Source organism: Pseudomonas sp. NBB (genome assembly GCF_032701105.1).
In the GTDB taxonomy this organism is placed as follows: domain Bacteria; phylum Pseudomonadota; class Gammaproteobacteria; order Pseudomonadales; family Pseudomonadaceae; genus Aquipseudomonas; species Aquipseudomonas asiatica.
In genome coordinates this window covers 615854-633396 of the sequence record NZ_CP103994.1, presented here as the reverse complement: position 1 = coordinate 633396, position 17543 = coordinate 615854, and the positions used below count along the sequence as shown (strand labels likewise).

15 protein-coding genes are annotated in these 17543 nt (G+C 64.7%); 11 read left to right on the top strand and 4 right to left on the bottom strand.

The window, feature by feature from the left end:
* Positions 1–10 precede the first annotated feature (10 nt).
* The 4 genes from NY023_RS02860 (at position 11) to accC (ending at position 4356) form a co-directional block, all read left to right on the top strand.
* Positions 11–1783, top strand: coding sequence for a protein-disulfide reductase DsbD (locus NY023_RS02860; protein ID WP_013970709.1), 1773 nt, complete (start codon positions 11–13; stop codon positions 1781–1783).
* 179 nt (positions 1784–1962) lie between these two features.
* The gene (gene aroQ / locus NY023_RS02855; protein WP_003255330.1) at positions 1963–2418 is read left to right on the top strand and encodes a type II 3-dehydroquinate dehydratase; all 456 of its coding nucleotides are present in this window, start codon (positions 1963–1965) and stop codon (positions 2416–2418) included.
* A gap of 100 nt (positions 2419–2518) precedes the next feature.
* Entirely contained in the window at positions 2519–2983 is a 465-nt protein-coding gene (gene accB, locus NY023_RS02850; RefSeq protein WP_003257055.1) for an acetyl-CoA carboxylase biotin carboxyl carrier protein, read from the top strand.
* A gap of 17 nt (positions 2984–3000) precedes the next feature.
* Positions 3001–4356 carry an acetyl-CoA carboxylase biotin carboxylase subunit gene (gene accC, locus NY023_RS02845; RefSeq protein WP_003257054.1) on the top strand — a complete coding sequence of 452 codons (1356 nt, stop codon included), beginning with the start codon at positions 3001–3003 and terminating at the stop codon, positions 4354–4356.
* Between the two features lie 174 nt (positions 4357–4530).
* On the opposite strand, the gene NY023_RS02840 is transcribed toward accC, so the two are convergent.
* The gene (locus NY023_RS02840; RefSeq protein WP_023662885.1) at positions 4531–6384 is read right to left on the bottom strand and encodes a sigma-54-dependent Fis family transcriptional regulator; all 1854 of its coding nucleotides are present in this window, start codon (positions 6382–6384) and stop codon (positions 4531–4533) included.
* Between the two features lie 282 nt (positions 6385–6666).
* On the opposite strand from NY023_RS02840, the gene NY023_RS02835 reads away from it, so the two are divergent.
* From NY023_RS02835 to NY023_RS02805, 7 genes are all read left to right on the top strand, one after another.
* Complete coding sequence (locus NY023_RS02835) at positions 6667–7722, top strand: ATP-NAD kinase family protein (protein WP_013970707.1); 1056 nt, start codon at positions 6667–6669, stop codon at positions 7720–7722.
* A 22-nt stretch (positions 7723–7744) separates the two neighbouring features.
* Positions 7745–8722, top strand: a complete 978-nt coding sequence (locus tag NY023_RS02830) for a thiamine pyrophosphate-dependent dehydrogenase E1 component subunit alpha (protein WP_015268810.1) — start codon at positions 7745–7747, stop codon at positions 8720–8722.
* A 33-nt stretch (positions 8723–8755) separates the two neighbouring features.
* Complete coding sequence (locus NY023_RS02825; protein ID WP_013970705.1) at positions 8756–9778, top strand: alpha-ketoacid dehydrogenase subunit beta; 1023 nt, start codon at positions 8756–8758, stop codon at positions 9776–9778.
* Entirely contained in the window at positions 9775–10881 is a 1107-nt protein-coding gene (locus tag NY023_RS02820; protein ID WP_013970704.1) for an acetoin dehydrogenase dihydrolipoyllysine-residue acetyltransferase subunit, read from the top strand. The genes NY023_RS02825 and NY023_RS02820 overlap by 4 nt, the downstream gene beginning before the upstream one ends.
* A 52-nt stretch (positions 10882–10933) precedes the next feature.
* The gene (locus NY023_RS02815; protein WP_230397108.1) at positions 10934–11998 is read left to right on the top strand and encodes a 2,3-butanediol dehydrogenase; all 1065 of its coding nucleotides are present in this window, start codon (positions 10934–10936) and stop codon (positions 11996–11998) included.
* Between the two features lie 705 nt (positions 11999–12703).
* Positions 12704–14437, top strand: a complete 1734-nt coding sequence (locus tag NY023_RS02810; RefSeq protein ID WP_024086191.1) for a C13 family peptidase — start codon at positions 12704–12706, stop codon at positions 14435–14437.
* 27 nt (positions 14438–14464) lie between these two features.
* Complete coding sequence (locus NY023_RS02805; RefSeq protein WP_013970700.1) at positions 14465–15109, top strand: oxidoreductase; 645 nt, start codon at positions 14465–14467, stop codon at positions 15107–15109.
* A gap of 109 nt (positions 15110–15218) precedes the next feature.
* On the opposite strand, the gene NY023_RS02800 is transcribed toward NY023_RS02805, so the two are convergent.
* From NY023_RS02800 to mpl, 3 genes are read right to left on the bottom strand one after another with little or no spacing between them, the layout of a single operon-like run.
* A complete protein-coding gene (locus NY023_RS02800; protein ID WP_013970699.1) occupies positions 15219–15506 on the bottom strand; it encodes a YceK/YidQ family lipoprotein in 288 nt (95 codons plus the stop codon).
* Positions 15503–16132: a flavin prenyltransferase UbiX gene (gene ubiX / locus NY023_RS02795; protein WP_013970698.1), complete on the bottom strand. Its 630-nt coding sequence runs from the start codon at positions 16130–16132 to the stop codon at positions 15503–15505. The genes NY023_RS02800 and ubiX overlap by 4 nt, the downstream gene beginning before the upstream one ends.
* Positions 16129–17478, bottom strand: a complete 1350-nt coding sequence (gene mpl, locus NY023_RS02790; RefSeq protein WP_024086190.1) for a UDP-N-acetylmuramate:L-alanyl-gamma-D-glutamyl-meso-diaminopimelate ligase — start codon at positions 17476–17478, stop codon at positions 16129–16131. The genes ubiX and mpl overlap by 4 nt, the downstream gene beginning before the upstream one ends.
* Positions 17479–17543: the final 65 nt, after the last annotated feature.

The window sequence follows — 17543 nt, the reverse complement described above, 5'->3', positions numbered from 1 at the left end:
CGAGTCCGCCATGCGCCGCCTGTTTTTCCTGCTGTTCCTGCTGCTGGCCAGCCCTGCCTTCGCCACGGGCCTGCTCGACAACCGCCCCAGCGCCACCCTCGGCGCAGCTTCGCTGGCCAACAACGCCGACTTCCTGCCGGTACACGAAGCGTTCAAGCTCAGCCTGGTCCAGGCCGATGCGCAAACCATCAAGCTGCGCTTCGTCGCAACCGACGGCTACTACCTCTATCGCCACCGTTTCCAGTTCCGCACCGAACCGGCCGACATTGCCCTGGGCACACCAAGCATCCCCAAGGGCGAGGCCAAGCACGATGAGTTCTTCGGCGATGTCGAGGTGTACCACGGCGTGCTCGATATCGAGCTGCCGCGCAATGACCCGCGCGCCTTCACCCTGCTGGTGGGCTACCAGGGCTGCGCCGACAAAGGCCTGTGCTACCCGCCAGAAACCGCACGCCTGAACATCGATGGCGAAGGCGGCAAAAGCACCCCGGCCGGCGGTGAACACGCCTGGACCTGGAAGTCGCTGCTGCTGTTCTTCCTCGCTGGGGTCGGCCTGACGTTCACCCCCTGCGTGCTGCCGATGCTGCCGATCCTTTCCGGCGTGGTGCTGCGCGGCCAGGCCGGCGGCCTGCGCGGGCTGGCGCTGTCGCTTGCCTATGTGCTGCCGATGGCGGCCAGCTTTGCGGTACTCGGTGCGTTGATGGGGTTGTTCGGCGCCGGCCTGAACCTGCAGGCGCGCCTGCAGTCGGCCTGGGTACTGGTGCCCTTCGCTCTGTTTTTCGTGGTGTTCGCCCTGGCCATGTTCGGCCTGTTCGAACTTAAACTGCCGCAAGCCCTGAGCAACCGCCTGAACAATGTCGCCAGCCACACCCGGGGCGGCTCGCTGCTGGGCGCGGCAATATTGGGCGTCCTCTCCAGCCTGCTGGTTTCGCCCTGTGTGTCGGCGCCGCTGGCCGGTGCGCTGCTGTACATCAGCGCCAGCGGCGATGCCCTGGGCGGCGCACTCAAGCTGTTCGCCCTGGGCCTGGGCATGGGCGCACCATTGCTGCTGGTGGCCACCGGTGGCGCGGCCTGGCTGCCGAAAAGCGGCCCCTGGCTGAACACGGTGAAGAATGCCATCGGCGTCCTGCTGCTGGGCTTGGCCATCGGCTTGCTCAGCCGAGTGCTGCCAGGCCCGCTGACCTTGCTGCTGGTCGGTTTCCTCGCCGCTGGCGTGGCGCTGTTCCTCGGTGCCCTCGAGTTCGTCGTCAAGACCGCACGCCAGCGCCTGGCCCAACTGCTCGGCCTGGCCCTGCTGGTGTACGCCCTGGCCTGCTGGTACGGCGCCCTCAGCGGCCAGGGCGACCCACTGCGCCCGTTGCCGCCGGCAACCCTTGTGGCCACCGGCAACGGGCCGGCGGTGCAGGCGGATAGCTGGCAGACCATCACTACCCCCGCCGCACTGGACGCTGCCCTGGCCCAGGCCAAGGCAGCCGGCCAGCCGGTGCTCTTGGACTGGTACGCCGATTGGTGCATCAGCTGCAAAGTGATCGAACGCGAGGTGCTCACCGCTCCGCAGGTGCAAGCGCAACTGGCCGGCTTCAAGCTGCTGCGTTTTGACATCACCGAAAGCAATGCCGAACAACGCAGCCTGCTCGATCGCTACCAGCTGTTCGGCCCGCCCGCTCTGCTGTTCTTTGCCGCGAACGGTAGCGAAATAACCGCTGATCGGGTCATTGGCGAGATAAATGCCGGTGAATTTGCGCAAATTCTCACACGCGTGCGCGGTAAAGTCGGTCTATAACTTCCCGCGAGCTGTGAAAAATCCAGAAATCAGTGACCAAATTTAATTATTTGGTCACATACTTCGCGCGAACCTCGGACATCGTGCTGGCTATTGCCGGGAACTGGACACTTGCCGTCGCTTTACGGCACACTCGCCGCGCTGTGTCGAATTGCCCTACAAATCCAAGGAATCCGCAGATGGCAACGCTACTGGTGCTCCACGGCCCCAACCTCAACCTGCTCGGTACCCGCGAGCCTGGCCACTACGGCGCCGTGACCCTGGCCCAGATCAACCAGGACCTGGAGCAACGTGCCCGCGCCGCAGGCCACCATCTGCAGTACCTGCAGAGCAACGCCGAATACGAACTGATCGACCGCATTCACGCCGCACGCAATGAGGGTGTGGACTTCATCCTGATCAATCCGGCTGCTTTCACCCACACAAGTGTCGCATTACGTGACGCATTGCTTGCGGTGAGCATCCCATTCATCGAAGTGCACCTGTCCAACGTGCACAAACGCGAACCGTTCCGCCACCACTCCTACTTTTCCGATGTTGCCGTAGGGGTGATCTGCGGCCTGGGCGCCAGCGGTTATCGCCTGGCCCTGGAGTCCGCGCTGGAACAACTGGCTGCCAACGCACAGCCCAAATGATGAAAACCCTGGCCTCAGTGGGCCAGGGTTCGAGAGAAACGTTTCAGATACGTTTTTTTGTATTTCGCCCCCTGACCGAACCTTTGGGAGTTGATGATTAATGGATATCCGTAAAGTCAAGAAACTGATCGAGCTGCTGGAAGAGTCTGGCATCGACGAACTGGAGATCAAGGAAGGCGAAGAGTCGGTCCGTATCAGCCGTCACAGCAAGACCCCGGCTGCCCAGCAGTACTTCGCACCGGCTCCGGTAGCCGCTGCCCCTGCTGCTGCCCCGGTTGCCGCCGCTGCCGCTCCGGCCGCTGAAGCCGCTGCCGCCGCCCCGGCCCTGAAAGGCACCGTGATCCGCTCGCCGATGGTAGGTACCTTCTACCGCAAGCCTTCGCCGACCTCGCCGAACTTCGCTGAAGTTGGCCAGACCGTGAAGAAGGGCGACACCCTGTGCATCGTCGAAGCCATGAAGATGATGAACCACATCGAAGCCGATGTCGGCGGTGTCATCGACGCCATCCTGGTAGAAGACGGCCAGCCGGTTGAGTTCGACCAGCCGCTGTTCACCATCGTTTGAATCGCGGAGAGCCAACGATGTCTGGGAAGCTCGAAAAAGTCCTAATCGCCAACCGCGGGGAAATTGCCCTGCGGATCCTGCGTGCCTGCAAAGAGCTGGGTATCAAGACAGTCGCCGTGCACTCCACCGCCGACCGTGAACTGATGCACCTGGGCCTGGCAGACGAGTCGGTCTGCATCGGCCCTGCATCGTCCAAGGATTCCTACCTGCATATCCCGGCAATCATCGCTGCCGCCGAAGTGACCGGCGCCACCGCGATTCACCCGGGCTACGGCTTCCTGGCGGAAAACGCCGACTTCGCCGAGCAGGTGGAAAAGTCCGGTTTCGCCTTCATCGGCCCGAAAGCCGACACCATTCGCCTGATGGGCGACAAGGTTTCGGCCAAGGACGCGATGATCAAGTCGGGCGTACCGACCGTACCGGGCTCCGATGGCCCGCTGCCGGAAGATGAAGAAGTCGCCCTGGCGATTGCTCGTGACGTCGGCTACCCGGTAATCATCAAGGCCGCCGGTGGCGGTGGTGGTCGCGGCATGCGTGTGGTGCACAAGGAAGAGGACCTGATTTCCTCGGCCAAGCTCACCCGTACCGAAGCCGGTGCAGCCTTCGGCAACCCGATGGTCTACCTGGAGAAGTTCCTGACCAACCCACGCCACGTGGAAGTACAGGTACTGTCCGACGGCCAAGGCAACGCCATTCACCTGGGTGACCGTGACTGCTCGCTGCAGCGCCGTCACCAGAAGGTACTGGAAGAAGCGCCAGCCCCGGGCATCGACGAGAAAGCCCGTCAGGAAGTGTTCAAGCGCTGCGTCGATGCGTGCATCGAGATCGGCTACCGTGGTGCGGGTACTTTCGAGTTCCTGTACGAGAACGGCCGCTTCTACTTCATCGAGATGAACACCCGCGTGCAGGTTGAGCACCCGGTGTCGGAGATGGTGACCGGTATCGACATCGTCAAGGAGATGCTGAGCATCGCCGCTGGCAACAAGCTGTCGTTCCGCCAGGAAGACGTGGTCATCCGTGGCCATGCGCTGGAATGCCGTATCAACGCCGAAGACCCGAAGAAGTTCATCCCGAGCCCAGGCAAGGTGAAGCACTTCCACGCCCCGGGCGGCAACGGCGTGCGTGTTGATTCGCACCTGTACAGCGGTTACTCGGTTCCGCCGAACTACGACTCGCTGATCGGCAAGCTGATCACCTACGGCAAGGACCGCGACGAAGCCATGGCGCGCATGCGCAATGCCCTGGACGAGATCGTCGTCGACGGCATCAAGACTAACATCCCGCTGCACCGCGACCTGGTGCGTGATGAAGGTTTCTGCAAAGGCGGCGTCAACATTCACTACCTCGAGCACAAACTGGCTAGCCAGGAGTGATCGCGTAGTGTGATGTACTGAAAACCCCGGACTTGTTCCGGGGTTTTTTATTGCCTGTCAGGGCCTCATCGCCGGCAAGCCAGCTCCCACAGGGATTGCACACGGCTTGAGGTCTATGCGGTCGAGGTGGGAGCTGGCTTGCCGGCGATTGGGCTGCAAAGCAGCCCCCGGACCCTACCCCTTCATCCGCGGCATCTCGATGTGGTGCTCATGCACCCGCCGGTACAAGGTTGCCCGCGATATTCCCAGAGCCCGCGCCGCATCGGCCGGCTTCCAGCGATGGCGGATCAGCGCATCCAGCAGCAACTGCCGGGCCGGACAGGACATGCTGCTTTCAGCCGACGCGACTACCTCGCCGCGCACCTCCTGCGGCAGGTCCTGCACCTGCACCCGCCCGTCCTCGCTCACCGCACATGCATAGCGCAACACCTGCCGCAGCTGGCGCAAATTCCCCGGCCAGCGGTAAACCAGCAGCGCCTGCAGCGCATCATCCGCCAACACCACCTCGACTCCGCAGGCCTCGGCTTCCTCGGCCAGCAACTGGTGAATCAACCCCAAGCGGTCCTCACGCTCGCGCAGCGGCGGCAACTCGAAGCGGGCATTGGCCAGGCGGAAGTACAGGTCCTCACGAAAACGCCCATCCTCCACCATCGCCGCCAAATCGCGGTGGGTCGCGCAAATCACCTGAATATCCACCCGCTCCCGCCGCGCCGCGCCCAGCGGCGCCACTTCACCCTCCGCCAGCACGCGCAGCAACCGGGTTTGCAGGTTCAGCGGCATGTCACCGATTTCGTCGAGGAACAGCGTGCCGCCATCGGCCTGCTGCAACAGCCCCTGCATACCTTTGCTGGAAGCCCCGGTGAAGGCCCCGGCCACATAGCCGAACAGCTCGCTCTCGATCAGGCTTTCCGGGATGGCCGCGCAGTTCAAGGTGACGAACGGGCCATCGCGACGCAGGCTTTGCTGATGCAGCTGGCGGGCGAACACCTCTTTGCCAGCCCCCGTCTCGCCTTGCACAAGCACCGCCAGGTTGCAGTCCTTGACCCGCGTGGCCAGGCGCAGATGCTGCTCGATACGGGCGTCCTGGGCCTGGCGCAACGGCTGCGCACGCTGGCGCTGTCGGGGTGCGCTGACCCGGCCGTACAGACCACCCAGGCCCGGCAGGCGTTGAGCGGACGATGCGTTCACGCGGCGCAACTGATCCATGTCGAACAGCTCGCCAATGTGCTCGGGCAAACGCCCCAGATGCTCCACCAGGCGCTGGCGCGCCAGGCTGTTGATCGCCTGCAGGCGGCCATCGCCATCCCAGGCCAGCAGGTAGTCGGGCTGGCTTTCCACATAGCCCGGCGTGCCATGGGCACGCATTACCCAATGGCCCTGGGCACTGTGCATGAAGAAGGCATTTTCGATCTCGCGCGCAGTCTGCTCGACCAATTGGCGGATCAGGTGCTGGCTGCGGCGGTCGTCCGGCGACTGCAAGGCCGAGACATCCACCACGCCCAGCAACTCGCCCAGCGGGTCGAACACCGGTGCCGCCGTACAGGTCAGGCCAATGAACGCGGCGCGGAAGTGGTCGCGCTTGTGCACCGTGACCGGCGCCTTGCTGGTCAACACCGCCGCCACGCCGCAGGTGCCCTCCTCGCCCTCCGACCAGCAGGTGCCCAGGTACAGCCCGGCCTTTCGGCAATCGTTGCGGATGGCCGACTCGACCCGGTAATCGATGGTGCGCCCCAAGGCGTCGGTGAGCAGCACGCAGTAGTCGGCACCGCGCACCCGCTCATGCAGGCGGGCCACGGCATCGCTGGCGATGCGCAGGAACAGTTCAGCGCGCTCGCGGCATTCGTTGAGCAGGCTTTGGGACAGGATGCGCGGCCCCTGCTGGGACCCGGGGTCGAGGCGGTACAGCTCCATGGAACGGCGCCATGAATCGAGGATCAGCGGTGGCACCGGCGCCTGCGGCAGGCGGTCGGCATTCTTCAGCACCCTGCTGACGCAGTCGACATGGGCTCGGGAGTTCGCGGCAAGCATGCAGGCCCTCCGGTTCTCGTTGCTGTTTTTATCGTTGTCCGGCCATTAAGCGCTTCCGGGCATGCCCCGACAAGCACTGCGTGATTACCGGCTGGCTTGAGACGCAGCGTCTCAGCGTCTCGGCCATGCCATACCTCGGCTGGCACCCGGCGTCTCGCCAGCCCGGCCATACGTTCCGGCCAGAGCGCAACGAAACCGCTCTGCCCCGGTGATTTCAGCCTACCCAAGGAAAACTGGCACCCCGCTTGCTCCAGCACTGGCAAACAAGAAACGAGGTGCGCCATGCCGCTACCCGCCCCAACTGTCGGCATCATTGCCAACCCTGCCTCTGGCCGCGACCTGCGCCGCCTGACTGCCAATGCCGGGCTCTATTCGAGTACCGACAAGGCATCGGCGATCCAGCGCCTGCTCGCTGCCTTCGGTGCTACCGGCATCGGTCAGGTGCTGCTGCCCAGCGACATGACCGGCATCGCCGCTGCCGTGCTCAAGGCCAGCCAGGGCCCGGTCGCCCAGGACCAGCACTGGCCGGCCATCGAGATCCTCGACCTGCCGCTGACCCAGACCGTTGCCGATACCCGCCTGGCCACCCGGCGCATGGTCGAACGCGGCGTGGCGATGATTGCAGTGCTCGGCGGCGACGGCACCCACAAGGCAGTTGCTGCCGAGGCCGGTGACGTACCGCTGCTGACCTTGTCCACCGGCACCAACAATGCCTTCCCCGAACTGCGCGAGGCCACCAGCGCCGGCTTGGCCGGCGGCCTGCTTGCCAGCGGCCGGGTACCGCCGAGCATCGGCCTGCGCCGCAACAAGCGCCTGCTGGTGAAGGTGCCCGAACAACAGCTTGCCGAATGGGCACTGGTGGAGGTGGCGGTATCGCCCCAGCGCTTCATCGGCGCTCGGGCACTGAGCCGCAGCGAAGACCTTTGCGAAGTATTCGCCTGTTTCGCCGAACCCCATGCCATCGGCCTCTCGGCCCTGTGCGGCCTGTGGTGCCCGGTCTCGCGCCAGGACCCGCACGGTGCCTGGGTACGCCTGAACCCCGGTGCTGAACAAGCGCTGCTCGCACCACTGGCACCCGGCCTGCTGCAAGGCTGCGGCATCACCGCTAGCGGCGCCCTGACGCCCGGCGTAGCCCATCGCCTGAGCCTGGCCAGCGGCACCCTGGCGCTGGACGGCGAGCGCGAAATCGAATTCGCCGAGCATGACAGCCCCACCATCACCCTCGACCACCAAGGCCCATTGAGCGTGGACGTCGAGGCCGTACTGGCGCACGCCGCCCGCCATCACTTGCTGGCCGTGCCCCGTGGCCATCGGCTGCACCCTGCAAACCCGTGTTGAGACAACCCCGGAGAACAACAAGATGTCCAATCAACTCAGTACCGAACAACTGCTGCATGCCTATGAAGTGATGCGCACCATCCGTGCCTTCGAAGAACGCCTGCACGTCGAGTTCGCCACCGGCGAGATCCCTGGCTTCGTGCACCTGTATGCCGGCGAAGAGGCTTCCGCCGCTGGAGTCATGGCCCACCTGCGCGATAGCGACTGTATCGCCTCGACCCACCGCGGCCACGGCCACTGCATCGCCAAGGGTGTGGACGTATACGGCATGATGGCCGAGATCTACGGCAAGAAGACCGGCGTGTGCGGCGGCAAAGGCGGTTCGATGCACATCGCCGACCTGGAAAAAGGCATGCTCGGCGCCAACGGCATCGTCGGTGCCGGCGCTCCGCTGGTGGCCGGGGCGGCGCTGGCGGCCAAGATCAAAGGCCGCGACGATGTATCGGTGGCCTTCTTCGGCGATGGCGCTTCCAACGAAGGCGCCGTGTTCGAAGCAATGAACATGGCCTCGATCATGAACCTGCCGTGCATCTTCGTGGCCGAGAACAACGGCTACGCCGAAGCCACCGCCTCGACCTGGTCGGTTGCCTGCGACCATATCGCCGACCGCGCGGCCGGGTTCGGCATGCCCGGTGTCACCATCGACGGTTTCGACTTCTTTGCCGTGTACGAGGCCGCCGGCGCTGCCATCGAACGTGCGCGTTCCGGGCAAGGCCCGTCGCTGATCGAGGTCAAGCTCAGCCGCTACTACGGCCATTTCGAAGGCGATGCACAAACCTACCGCGCCCCGGACGAAGTGAAGAACCTGCGCGAATCCCGCGACTGCCTCATGCAGTTCCGCAACAAGACCACCCGCGCCGGCCTGCTCACGGCTGCGCAACTGGACGCCATCGACGCCCGCGTCGAGGACCTGATCGAAGACGCCGTGCGCCGCGCCAAGTCCGATCCCAAGCCACAGCCCGCCGACCTGCTCACCGACGTCTACGTCGCCTACCCCTGAGCCGCGGATTACAAGAACAACAGGAGAATCACCATGGCAAGAAAGATCAGCTACCAGCAGGCCATCAACGAAGCCCTGGCCCAGGAAATGCGCCGCGACAACACTGTATTCATCATTGGCGAAGACGTTGCCGGCGGCGCCGGTGCCCCCGGCGAGGATGACGCCTGGGGGGGCGTGCTGGGCGTGACCAAGGGCCTTTACCATCAGTTCCCGGGGCGCGTGCTCGACGCACCGCTGTCGGAAATCGGCTACGTCGGCGCTGCCGTCGGTGCTGCCACCCAGGGCCTGCGCCCGGTGTGCGAGCTGATGTTCGTCGACTTCGCCGGCTGCTGCCTGGACCAGATCCTCAACCAGGCCGCCAAGTTCCGCTACATGTTCGGCGGCAAGGCGGTCACCCCGCTGGTGATGCGCACCATGTACGGCGCCGGCCTGCGCGCGGCGGCCCAGCACTCGCAGATGCTCACCTCGCTGTGGACGCACATTCCCGGCCTGAAGGTGGTCTGCCCGTCCTCGCCGTACGATGCCAAGGGCCTGTTGATACAGGCGATCCGCGACAACGACCCGGTGATCTTCTGCGAGCACAAGCTGCTCTACAGCATGCAGGGAGAGGTGCCGGAAGAGGTGTACACCGTACCGTTCGGTGAGGCCAACTTCCTGCGTGATGGCGACGACGTGACCCTGGTCACCTATGGCCGCATGGTGCATGTGGCGCTGGAGGCCGCCAACAACCTGGCCCGCCAGGGTATCGACTGCGAGGTGCTGGACCTGCGCACCACCAGCCCGCTGGATGAGGACAGCATCCTGGAAAGCGTGGAAAAGACCGGTCGCCTGGTGGTGATCGACGAAGCCAACCCGCGTTGCTCCATGGCCACCGACATCAGCGCGCTGGTGGCACAGAAGGCCTTCGGCGCGCTCAAGGGCCCGATCGAAATGGTCACCGCCCCGCATACTCCTGTGCCGTTCTCCGATGCCTTGGAAGACCTGTACATCCCTGACGCGGCGAAGATCGAGGCTGCGGTACGCAAAGTGATCGAAGCCGCAAGGAGTGCCGCATGAGCCAGATCCATACCCTGACCATGCCCAAGTGGGGCTTGTCGATGACCGAGGGCCGGGTGGATACCTGGCTGAAGCAGGAAGGTGACGAAATCAGCAAGGGCGACGAGGTGCTGGACGTCGAGACCGACAAGATCAGCAGCAGCGTCGAAGCCCCGTTCAGCGGTGTGTTGCGCCGTCAGGTGGCCAGGCCTGATGAAACCCTGCCGGTCGGAGCCCTGCTGGCGGTGGTGGTGGAAGGCGAAGCCGAAGAAGCCGAAATCGATGCCGTGGTGCAGCGCTTCCAGGCCGAGTTCGTCGCCGAGGGTGGCGCCGACCAGGCCCAAGGGCCGGCGCCACAGAAGGCTGAAGTGGCTGGCCGGCAGTTGCGCTGGTTCGAGCTGGGTGAAGGCGGCACGCCGCTGGTGCTGGTGCACGGTTTTGGTGGCGACCTCAACAACTGGCTGTTCAACCACCCGGCGCTGGCTGCCGAGCGACGGGTAATCGCCCTCGACCTGCCGGGCCATGGCGAGTCGGCCAAGGCCCTGCAACGGGGCGATCTGGATGAGTTGAGCGAAACCGTACTGGCCCTGCTCGACCACCTGGACATCGCCAAGGCCCACCTGGCCGGCCACTCCATGGGCGGCGCGGTCAGCCTGAATGTGGCGCGCCTGGCGCCGCAACGGGTGGCCAGCCTGAGCCTGGTGGCCAGTGCCGGGCTGGGCGAGGAGATCAACGGACAGTACCTGCAAGGCTTCGTCGCTGCCGCTAACCGCAATGCCCTCAAACCGCAGATGGTACAGCTGTTTGCCGACCCCGCACTGGTAACGCGGCAGATGCTGGAGGACATGCTCAAGTTCAAGAGACTGGAAGGCGTGGACGACGCGTTGCGCCTGTTGGCATCGGCCATCGCCGACGGCGACCGGCAGCGCCACGACCTGCGCGGGGTGCTGGGACAACACCCGGCCCTGGTGGTGTGGGGCGGCAAGGACGCGATCATCCCGGCCAGCCATGCCGAAGGGCTGGAGGCTGAAGTGCTGGTGCTGCCCGAGGCTGGCCATATGGTGCAAATGGAGGCGGCCGAACAGGTCAACCAGCAACTGCTCGCGTTCCTGCGCAAGCACTAAGCCCTTTCCGTGAGCCTGGAGAACAACAATGAACGACCTGAGCCACACCCACATGCGCGCCGCCGTCTGGCATGGCCGCAATGATATTCGCGTCGAACAGGTGCCCCTGCCGGCCGACCCTGCGCCCGGCTGGGTGCAGATCAAGGTGGACTGGTGCGGCATCTGCGGCTCCGACCTGCACGAATACGTCGCTGGCCCGGTATTCATCCCGGTGGAGGCACCGCACCCGCTGACCGGCATCCAGGGCCAGTGCATCCTCGGCCACGAGTTCTGCGGCCAGATCGCCAAGCTGGGTGAAGGCGTGGAAGGTTTTGCCGTCGGTGACCCGGTGGCTGCGGACGCCTGCCAGCATTGCGGCACCTGCTACTACTGCACCCACGGCCTGTACAACATCTGCGAGCGCCTGGCCTTCACCGGCCTGATGAACAATGGCGCCTTTGCCGAACTGGTCAACGTGCCCGCCAACCTGCTGTACCGGCTGCCGCAGGGTTTCCCGGCTGAGGCCGGGGCGCTGATCGAACCGCTGGCGGTGGGCATGCATGCGGTAAAGAAGGCCGGCAGCCTGCTTGGCGAGACGGTGGTGGTAGTTGGAGCCGGCACTATCGGTTTGTGCACCATCATGTGTGCCAAGGCGGCAGGCGCGGCGCAGGTGATCGCCCTGGAAATGTCCTCGGCACGCAAGGCCAAGGCCAAAGAGGTTGGCGCCAGCGTGGTGCTGGACCCCAGCCAGTGCGACGCCCTGGTGGAAATCCGCAAGCTCACTGCCGGGCTGGGCGCGGATGTGAGTTTTGAATGCATCGGCAACAAGCACACGGCCAAGCTGGCCATCGACACCATCCGCAAGGCGGGCAAGTGCGTGTTGGTGGGGATATTCGAGGAGCCTAGCGAGTTCAACTTCTTCGAACTGGTGTCCACCGAAAAGCAGGTGCTGGGCGCGTTGGCGTACAACGGCGAGTTTGCCGATGTGATTGCCTTCATCGCTGACGGCAGGCTGGACATTGGCCCGCTGGTGACCGGGCGGATCGGGCTGGAGCAGATTGTCGAGCTGGGCTTCGAGGAGTTGGTCAACAACAAGGAGGAGAACGTGAAGATCATCGTTTCGCCGGGCGTGCGCTGATTGCACCTCAAAGGCAACACGGAACCTGTGGGAGCGGGCGTGCCCGCGAAGCAGGCGACGCGGTGCCTGGCACCGGCTTCGCCGGTGTTCGCGGCTAAAGCCGCTCCCACAGGGATTGTGCAAAGCTGAAGGTCACCGCAATACCTGTGGGAGCGGGTTCACCCGCGAAGAAAGCCACACGGTACATGGCACCGGCTTCGCCGGTGTTCGCGGCTAAAGCCGCTCCCACAGGTATTGCGCAAAGCTGAAGGTCACCGCAATACCTGTGGGAGCGGGTTCACCCGCGAAGAAGACCACACGGTGCCTGGCACCGGCTTCGCCGGTGTTCGCGGCTAAAGCCGCTCCCACAGGTATTGCGCAAAGCTGAAGGTCACCGCAATACCTGTGGGAGCGGGTTCACCCGCGAAGAAAGCCACACGGTGCATGGCACCGGCTTCGCCGGTGTTCGCGGCTAAAGCCGCTCCCACAGGTATTGCGCAAAGCTGAAGGTCACCGCAATTCCTGTGGGAGCGGGTTCACCCGCGAAGAAGACCACACGGTACATGGCACCGGCTTCGCCGGTGTTCGCGGGCACGCCCGCTCCCACAGGTTCCGTGCCAGCTTTTCAATGCAGTGCAGGCTCGAGAGCTGCGCCAGCACATGCGTTCGCTGTTTCAGGATCCCATTCTGCGTCATACTCGGCAGACCTATTGCCCGGTTCTCGCCATGCGTTCACTGCTCCCCGTCACCCTGGTCCTGCTGCTCGCCGCCTGCGGCGATGGCGAATCGCTGCTCCCGCCGGACGCACGCCTGCCTGACGGTGGGCGGTACCGGGGGCAGGTGGTCGATGGCCTGTTGCAAGGCGAGGGCCGGATCGACTACCCCAACGGCAGCTGGTACGCCGGTACCTTCAAGGACGGCCAATGGCACGGCCAGGGCGAATGGCACGGCCGCAACGGCGAGGTGTATCGCGGCCAGTTCGCCGCAGGGCTGTTCCAGGGGCTGGGCGAGCTGACCACCCCGGGCAGCCACTATGCCGGCACCTTCAGCCACGGCCGCCGCGACGGCGAAGGCACCCTCAAGCAAGCCGACCAGACCTACCGCGGCCAGTTCAAGGACGACCTGTACGAAGGTGCCGGCGAGCTGGAACTGGCCGACGGCAGCCGCTACCAGGGCCTGTTCGCCAAGGGCAAGCCCAACGGCGCCGGGGTGCGCAGCGATGCCAGCGGCAACCAGTTCAGCGGCCACTTCATAAATGGCCAGCTGGAGGGCAGCGGCACCTACGACAGCGTTGACGGCGAGCAGTACATCGGCGAGTTCAAGGACAACCGCCTGGAAGGCCGTGGCCGCTACGAAAATGCCGATGGTGATGTGTGGATCGGCGAATTCAAGGACGGCTCGCTGGTTGGCGAAGGCGAACTGCTGGGCAGCGATGGCAGCCACTACAAAGGCACCTTCGCCGACTGGCGCCTGTCGGGCCAGGGCAGCCTGCAGCTGGCCGACGGCAGCAAGTATATCGGTGGCTTTCTCAACGATGCCTACCACGGCCAGGGCCGGCTGATCCTGGCCAACGGCAAGGTCGAAAGTGGCACCTGGAGCAACGGCGTGCGCGTACGGGACCAGAACGGCAAGCTGCTGCCCGACCCTCTGGACCTGGCGCTGCTCAACCAGGGCCGTTTGCTGGATGAAGCGCTGGCCCGGGTACCGCGCTCGGCGCCACCAGTTCAGCTATACAGCCTGGTGGTGGCCGGCGATGGCCAGCAGAGCGTGTTCATGCGCGAAGCCGACTATGTCAGCAACATGCTCAAGGTGCGTTTTGGCGCCAGTGGCCAGGTGACCCTGATCAACCACCGCGACCACATGACCACCCGAGCCATGGCCACACGCGAAAACCTGACCCGCGCCGCCCGCACCCTGGCCGAGCGCAGCGGCCCCGAAGACCTAGTGTTCATCTATCTCACCAGTCATGGCAGCCAGGACCATCAGCTGGTACTCGACCAACCGCGCCTGCAGCTGGCCGATCTGTCTGCCGACGAGCTGGCGAGCGCGCTGGCACCGCTGAAGAACCGCGACAAGGTGATTGTCATATCCGCCTGCTATTCAGGGGGCTACATCACGCCGCTCAAAGATGAGCGCACGCTGATCATGACCGCCGCCCGTGCCGACCGCGTGTCTTTCGGTTGCTCGGAAGAAGCCGATTTCACCTATTTCGGCGATGCCCTGTTCGCTGAAGCGCTGAACCAGACCGACGACCTGAAACAGGCGTTTGAACTGGCGCGCGCCAGCGTTGCCGAAAGAGAACAAAGGGAAGGTTTCGAGGCCTCCGAACCGCAGCTGTGGGCGCCGCCGAAGGTGCTTGAGCACTGGCAGCACCTGCGCCGGCAACAGGCCGAAGAAGCATTGCGTAACGCCGCACAGGCCAACGCGGGGGAACAGGCGCAAACGCCCGGCAGCCACTAAGCTTGTGTGTAACAAGGGAGAGACATCATGTATTTGACGCCTCAGCATGTCCTGCTTGCCGGTGCCACGGGTCTGACAGGTGAACACCTGCTTGACCGTCTGCTCAACGAGCCCACCATCACTCGCGTACTGGCGCCTACCCGCCGGCCATTGGCCGAGCACCCGCACCTGGAAAACCCGGTAGGCGACCCGGCTGTGTTCCTTCCACAACTGGGTGGGCGGGTCGATATCGCCTATTGCTGCCTGGGCACCACGCTGAAGCAGGCCGGTTCCGAATCGGCCTTCCGCGCGGTGGACCTGGACATGGTGGTGGCTTTCAGCAAGCGTGCCCGGGAGTTGGGCGCGCGGCATCTGCTGGTGGTCAGTGCATTGGGCGCCGACCCGAAATCGTCGATTTTCTACAACCGGGTCAAGGGTGAGATGGAGGAGGCACTCAAGGCTCAGGATTGGCCGCAGCTGACCATCGTGCGGCCGTCGTTGCTGCTGGGTGAGCGGGTCGAGCCGCGGCTCGGCGAACAGTTGGCTTCGCCGTTTGCCAGGCTGATACCCGGGAAGTATCGGGGGATCGAGGCTTGTACCTTGGCCCGGGCGCTGTGGCGGCTGGCGCTGGAGGAAGAGGACGGGGTGCGGATTGTGGAGTCGGATGAGTTGCGCAGGTTGGGCAAGAAGTAGGCTTTACCTGGCAGGGCCTCTTCGCGGGTAAACCCGCTCCCACAGGATTTGCACCGATTTCAGACCTGGTGCAGTACCTGTGGGAGCGGGTTTACCCGCGAAAGGGCCCTTACAGGCCACCAGTGGCCTGGAAGCCTACACCGGCCGCTGTCAGCAACGACAACGGCAGCAACAAGGTATCCAGCAACATGCTCCCCGGCAGGTCCAGCCCCGGATACGCTGGCGCCTCAGCCCCGTAACGATCCCGCGGGCAGCACCCGCCATTGATCACATACAAGTCCAGCCGGGTACCGGCATACACCACCGGTGCTCCGGGCTTGTTGGCATCCAGCGTGCGCACCGTGGCGCAGCCACCAAGCAGCACCAGCGCCATCAAACCCGCCAGCGCTCGCTTCAATCATCCACCCCGAAGTGGTGCTCGCCCCAGCGCGGCAACATGTCCTGAGGAATGTTCAGCAGGTTGAGAATGCGCGCCACCACGAAGTCGACCAGGTCGTCGATGGTCTGCGGCTGGTGATAAAAGCCCGGCGCCGCCGGCAGGATCACCGCGCCCATCTGCGACAGCTTGAGCATGTTCTCCAGGTGGATGGTGGAGAACGGCGCCTCGCGCGGCACCAGGATCAGCTGGCGACGCTCCTTGAGGGTAACGTCGGCAGCACGTTCGATCAGGTTGTTGCAGGCACCGGTGGCAATCGCCGACAGCGTGCCAGTGGAACAGGGCACCACTACCATTGCCGCCGGGGCGCCGGAGCCCGAGGCCACCGGCGACATCCAGTCTTCCTTGCCATACACGCGGATCTGCCCGTCGGCAGCGCCGGTATATTCGGTGAGGAAAGCCTGCATCGCCTGTGGCTTGGCCGGCAGCACCACGTCCGTCTCGGTGGCCATCACCAGTTGCGCGGCCTTGGAGATCAGGAAGTGCACCTCGCGGTCCTCACGCACCAGGCAGTCGAGCAGGCGCAGGCCATACTGGGCACCAGAGGCGCCCGTCATGGCCAGGGTGATGCGTTCCGGCCCGCTCACTTCAGTGCCTCGGCCAGCTTGCCGTGCAGGCCGCCGAAGCCGCCGTTGCTCATGATCACTACATGGGTACCCGCGCGGGCCTGCCCCTTGACCCGCTCGATGATCGCTTCGAGGCTGTCGGCCACCACGCTGGGCACTTTGCATTGCGCGGCGGTGGCAGCCAGGTCCCAGCCAAGGTTGGCCGGGGCGTACCAGATCACCTGGTCGGCGTCGTTGACGCTTTCCGGCAGGCCGTCACGGTGGGCACCGAGCTTCATCGAGTTGGAGCGCGGCTCGATCACGGCGATCACCGGGGCTTCGCCAACGCGCTTGCGCAGGCCGTCCAGGGTGGTGGCGATGGCGGTCGGGTGGTGGGCGAAGTCATCGTAGATGGTCACGCCCTGCACTTCGGCAACCTTCTCCATACGCCGCTTGACGCTCTTGAAGGCGCTCAGGCCTTCGATGCCCATGGCGGGCACCACGCCTACATGGCGCGCCGCTGCCAGGGTAGCCAGGGCGTTGGCGACGTTGTGCTGGCCAGTCAGCGCCCAGTCCACCACGCCCTGCGCTTCGCCGTCGAACAGCACTTCGAAGCGCGAGCCGTCGGGGCTGAGCAGACGGGCTTGCCACTGGCCACCTTCGCCGGTGGTCTGCACCGGCGTCCAGCAACCCATGCCGATCACTCGCTCCAGCGCCTGCTCGGTGGTGGGGTGGATGACCAGGCCTTCGCTGGGAATGGTGCGCACCAGGTGGTGGAACTGCCGCTCGATCGAGGCCAGGTCGGGGAAGATGTCCGCATGGTCGAACTCGAGGTTGTTGAGGATCGCCGTGCGCGGGTGGTAGTGGACGAACTTCGAGCGCTTGTCGAAGAAGGCACTGTCGTACTCGTCGGCTTCGACCACGAAGAACGGCGTATCGCCAAGGCGCGCCGACACCGAGAAGTTCTGCGGCACACCGCCAATCAGGAAGCCCGGGCTCATGCCGGCATGTTCCAGCACCCAGGCCAGCATGCTGCTGGTAGTGGTCTTGCCGTGGGTACCGGCAACGGCCAGCACCCAGCGGCCCTGCAACACGTGGTCGGCCAGCCACTGCGGGCCGGAAACATAGGGCAGGCCCTTGTTCAGCACGTACTCCACCGCCGGGTTGCCACGCGACATGGCGTTGCCGATGACCACCAGGTCTGGCGCCGGGTCCAGCTGGGCCGGGTCATAGCCTTGGGTCAGCTCGATGCCCTGGGCTTCAAGCTGGGTGCTCATCGGGGGATAGACGTTGGCGTCCGAGCCGGTGACGCGGTGGCCAAGTTCCTTGGCCAGCACCGCCAGCGAGCCCATGAAAGTGCCGCAAATACCGAGAATGTGAATATGCATGGTCGACCTCGCAAAACATCGAGGCAGGGTAGCCCAGGGCGCGACAAATCGCACCAGATGTTTCG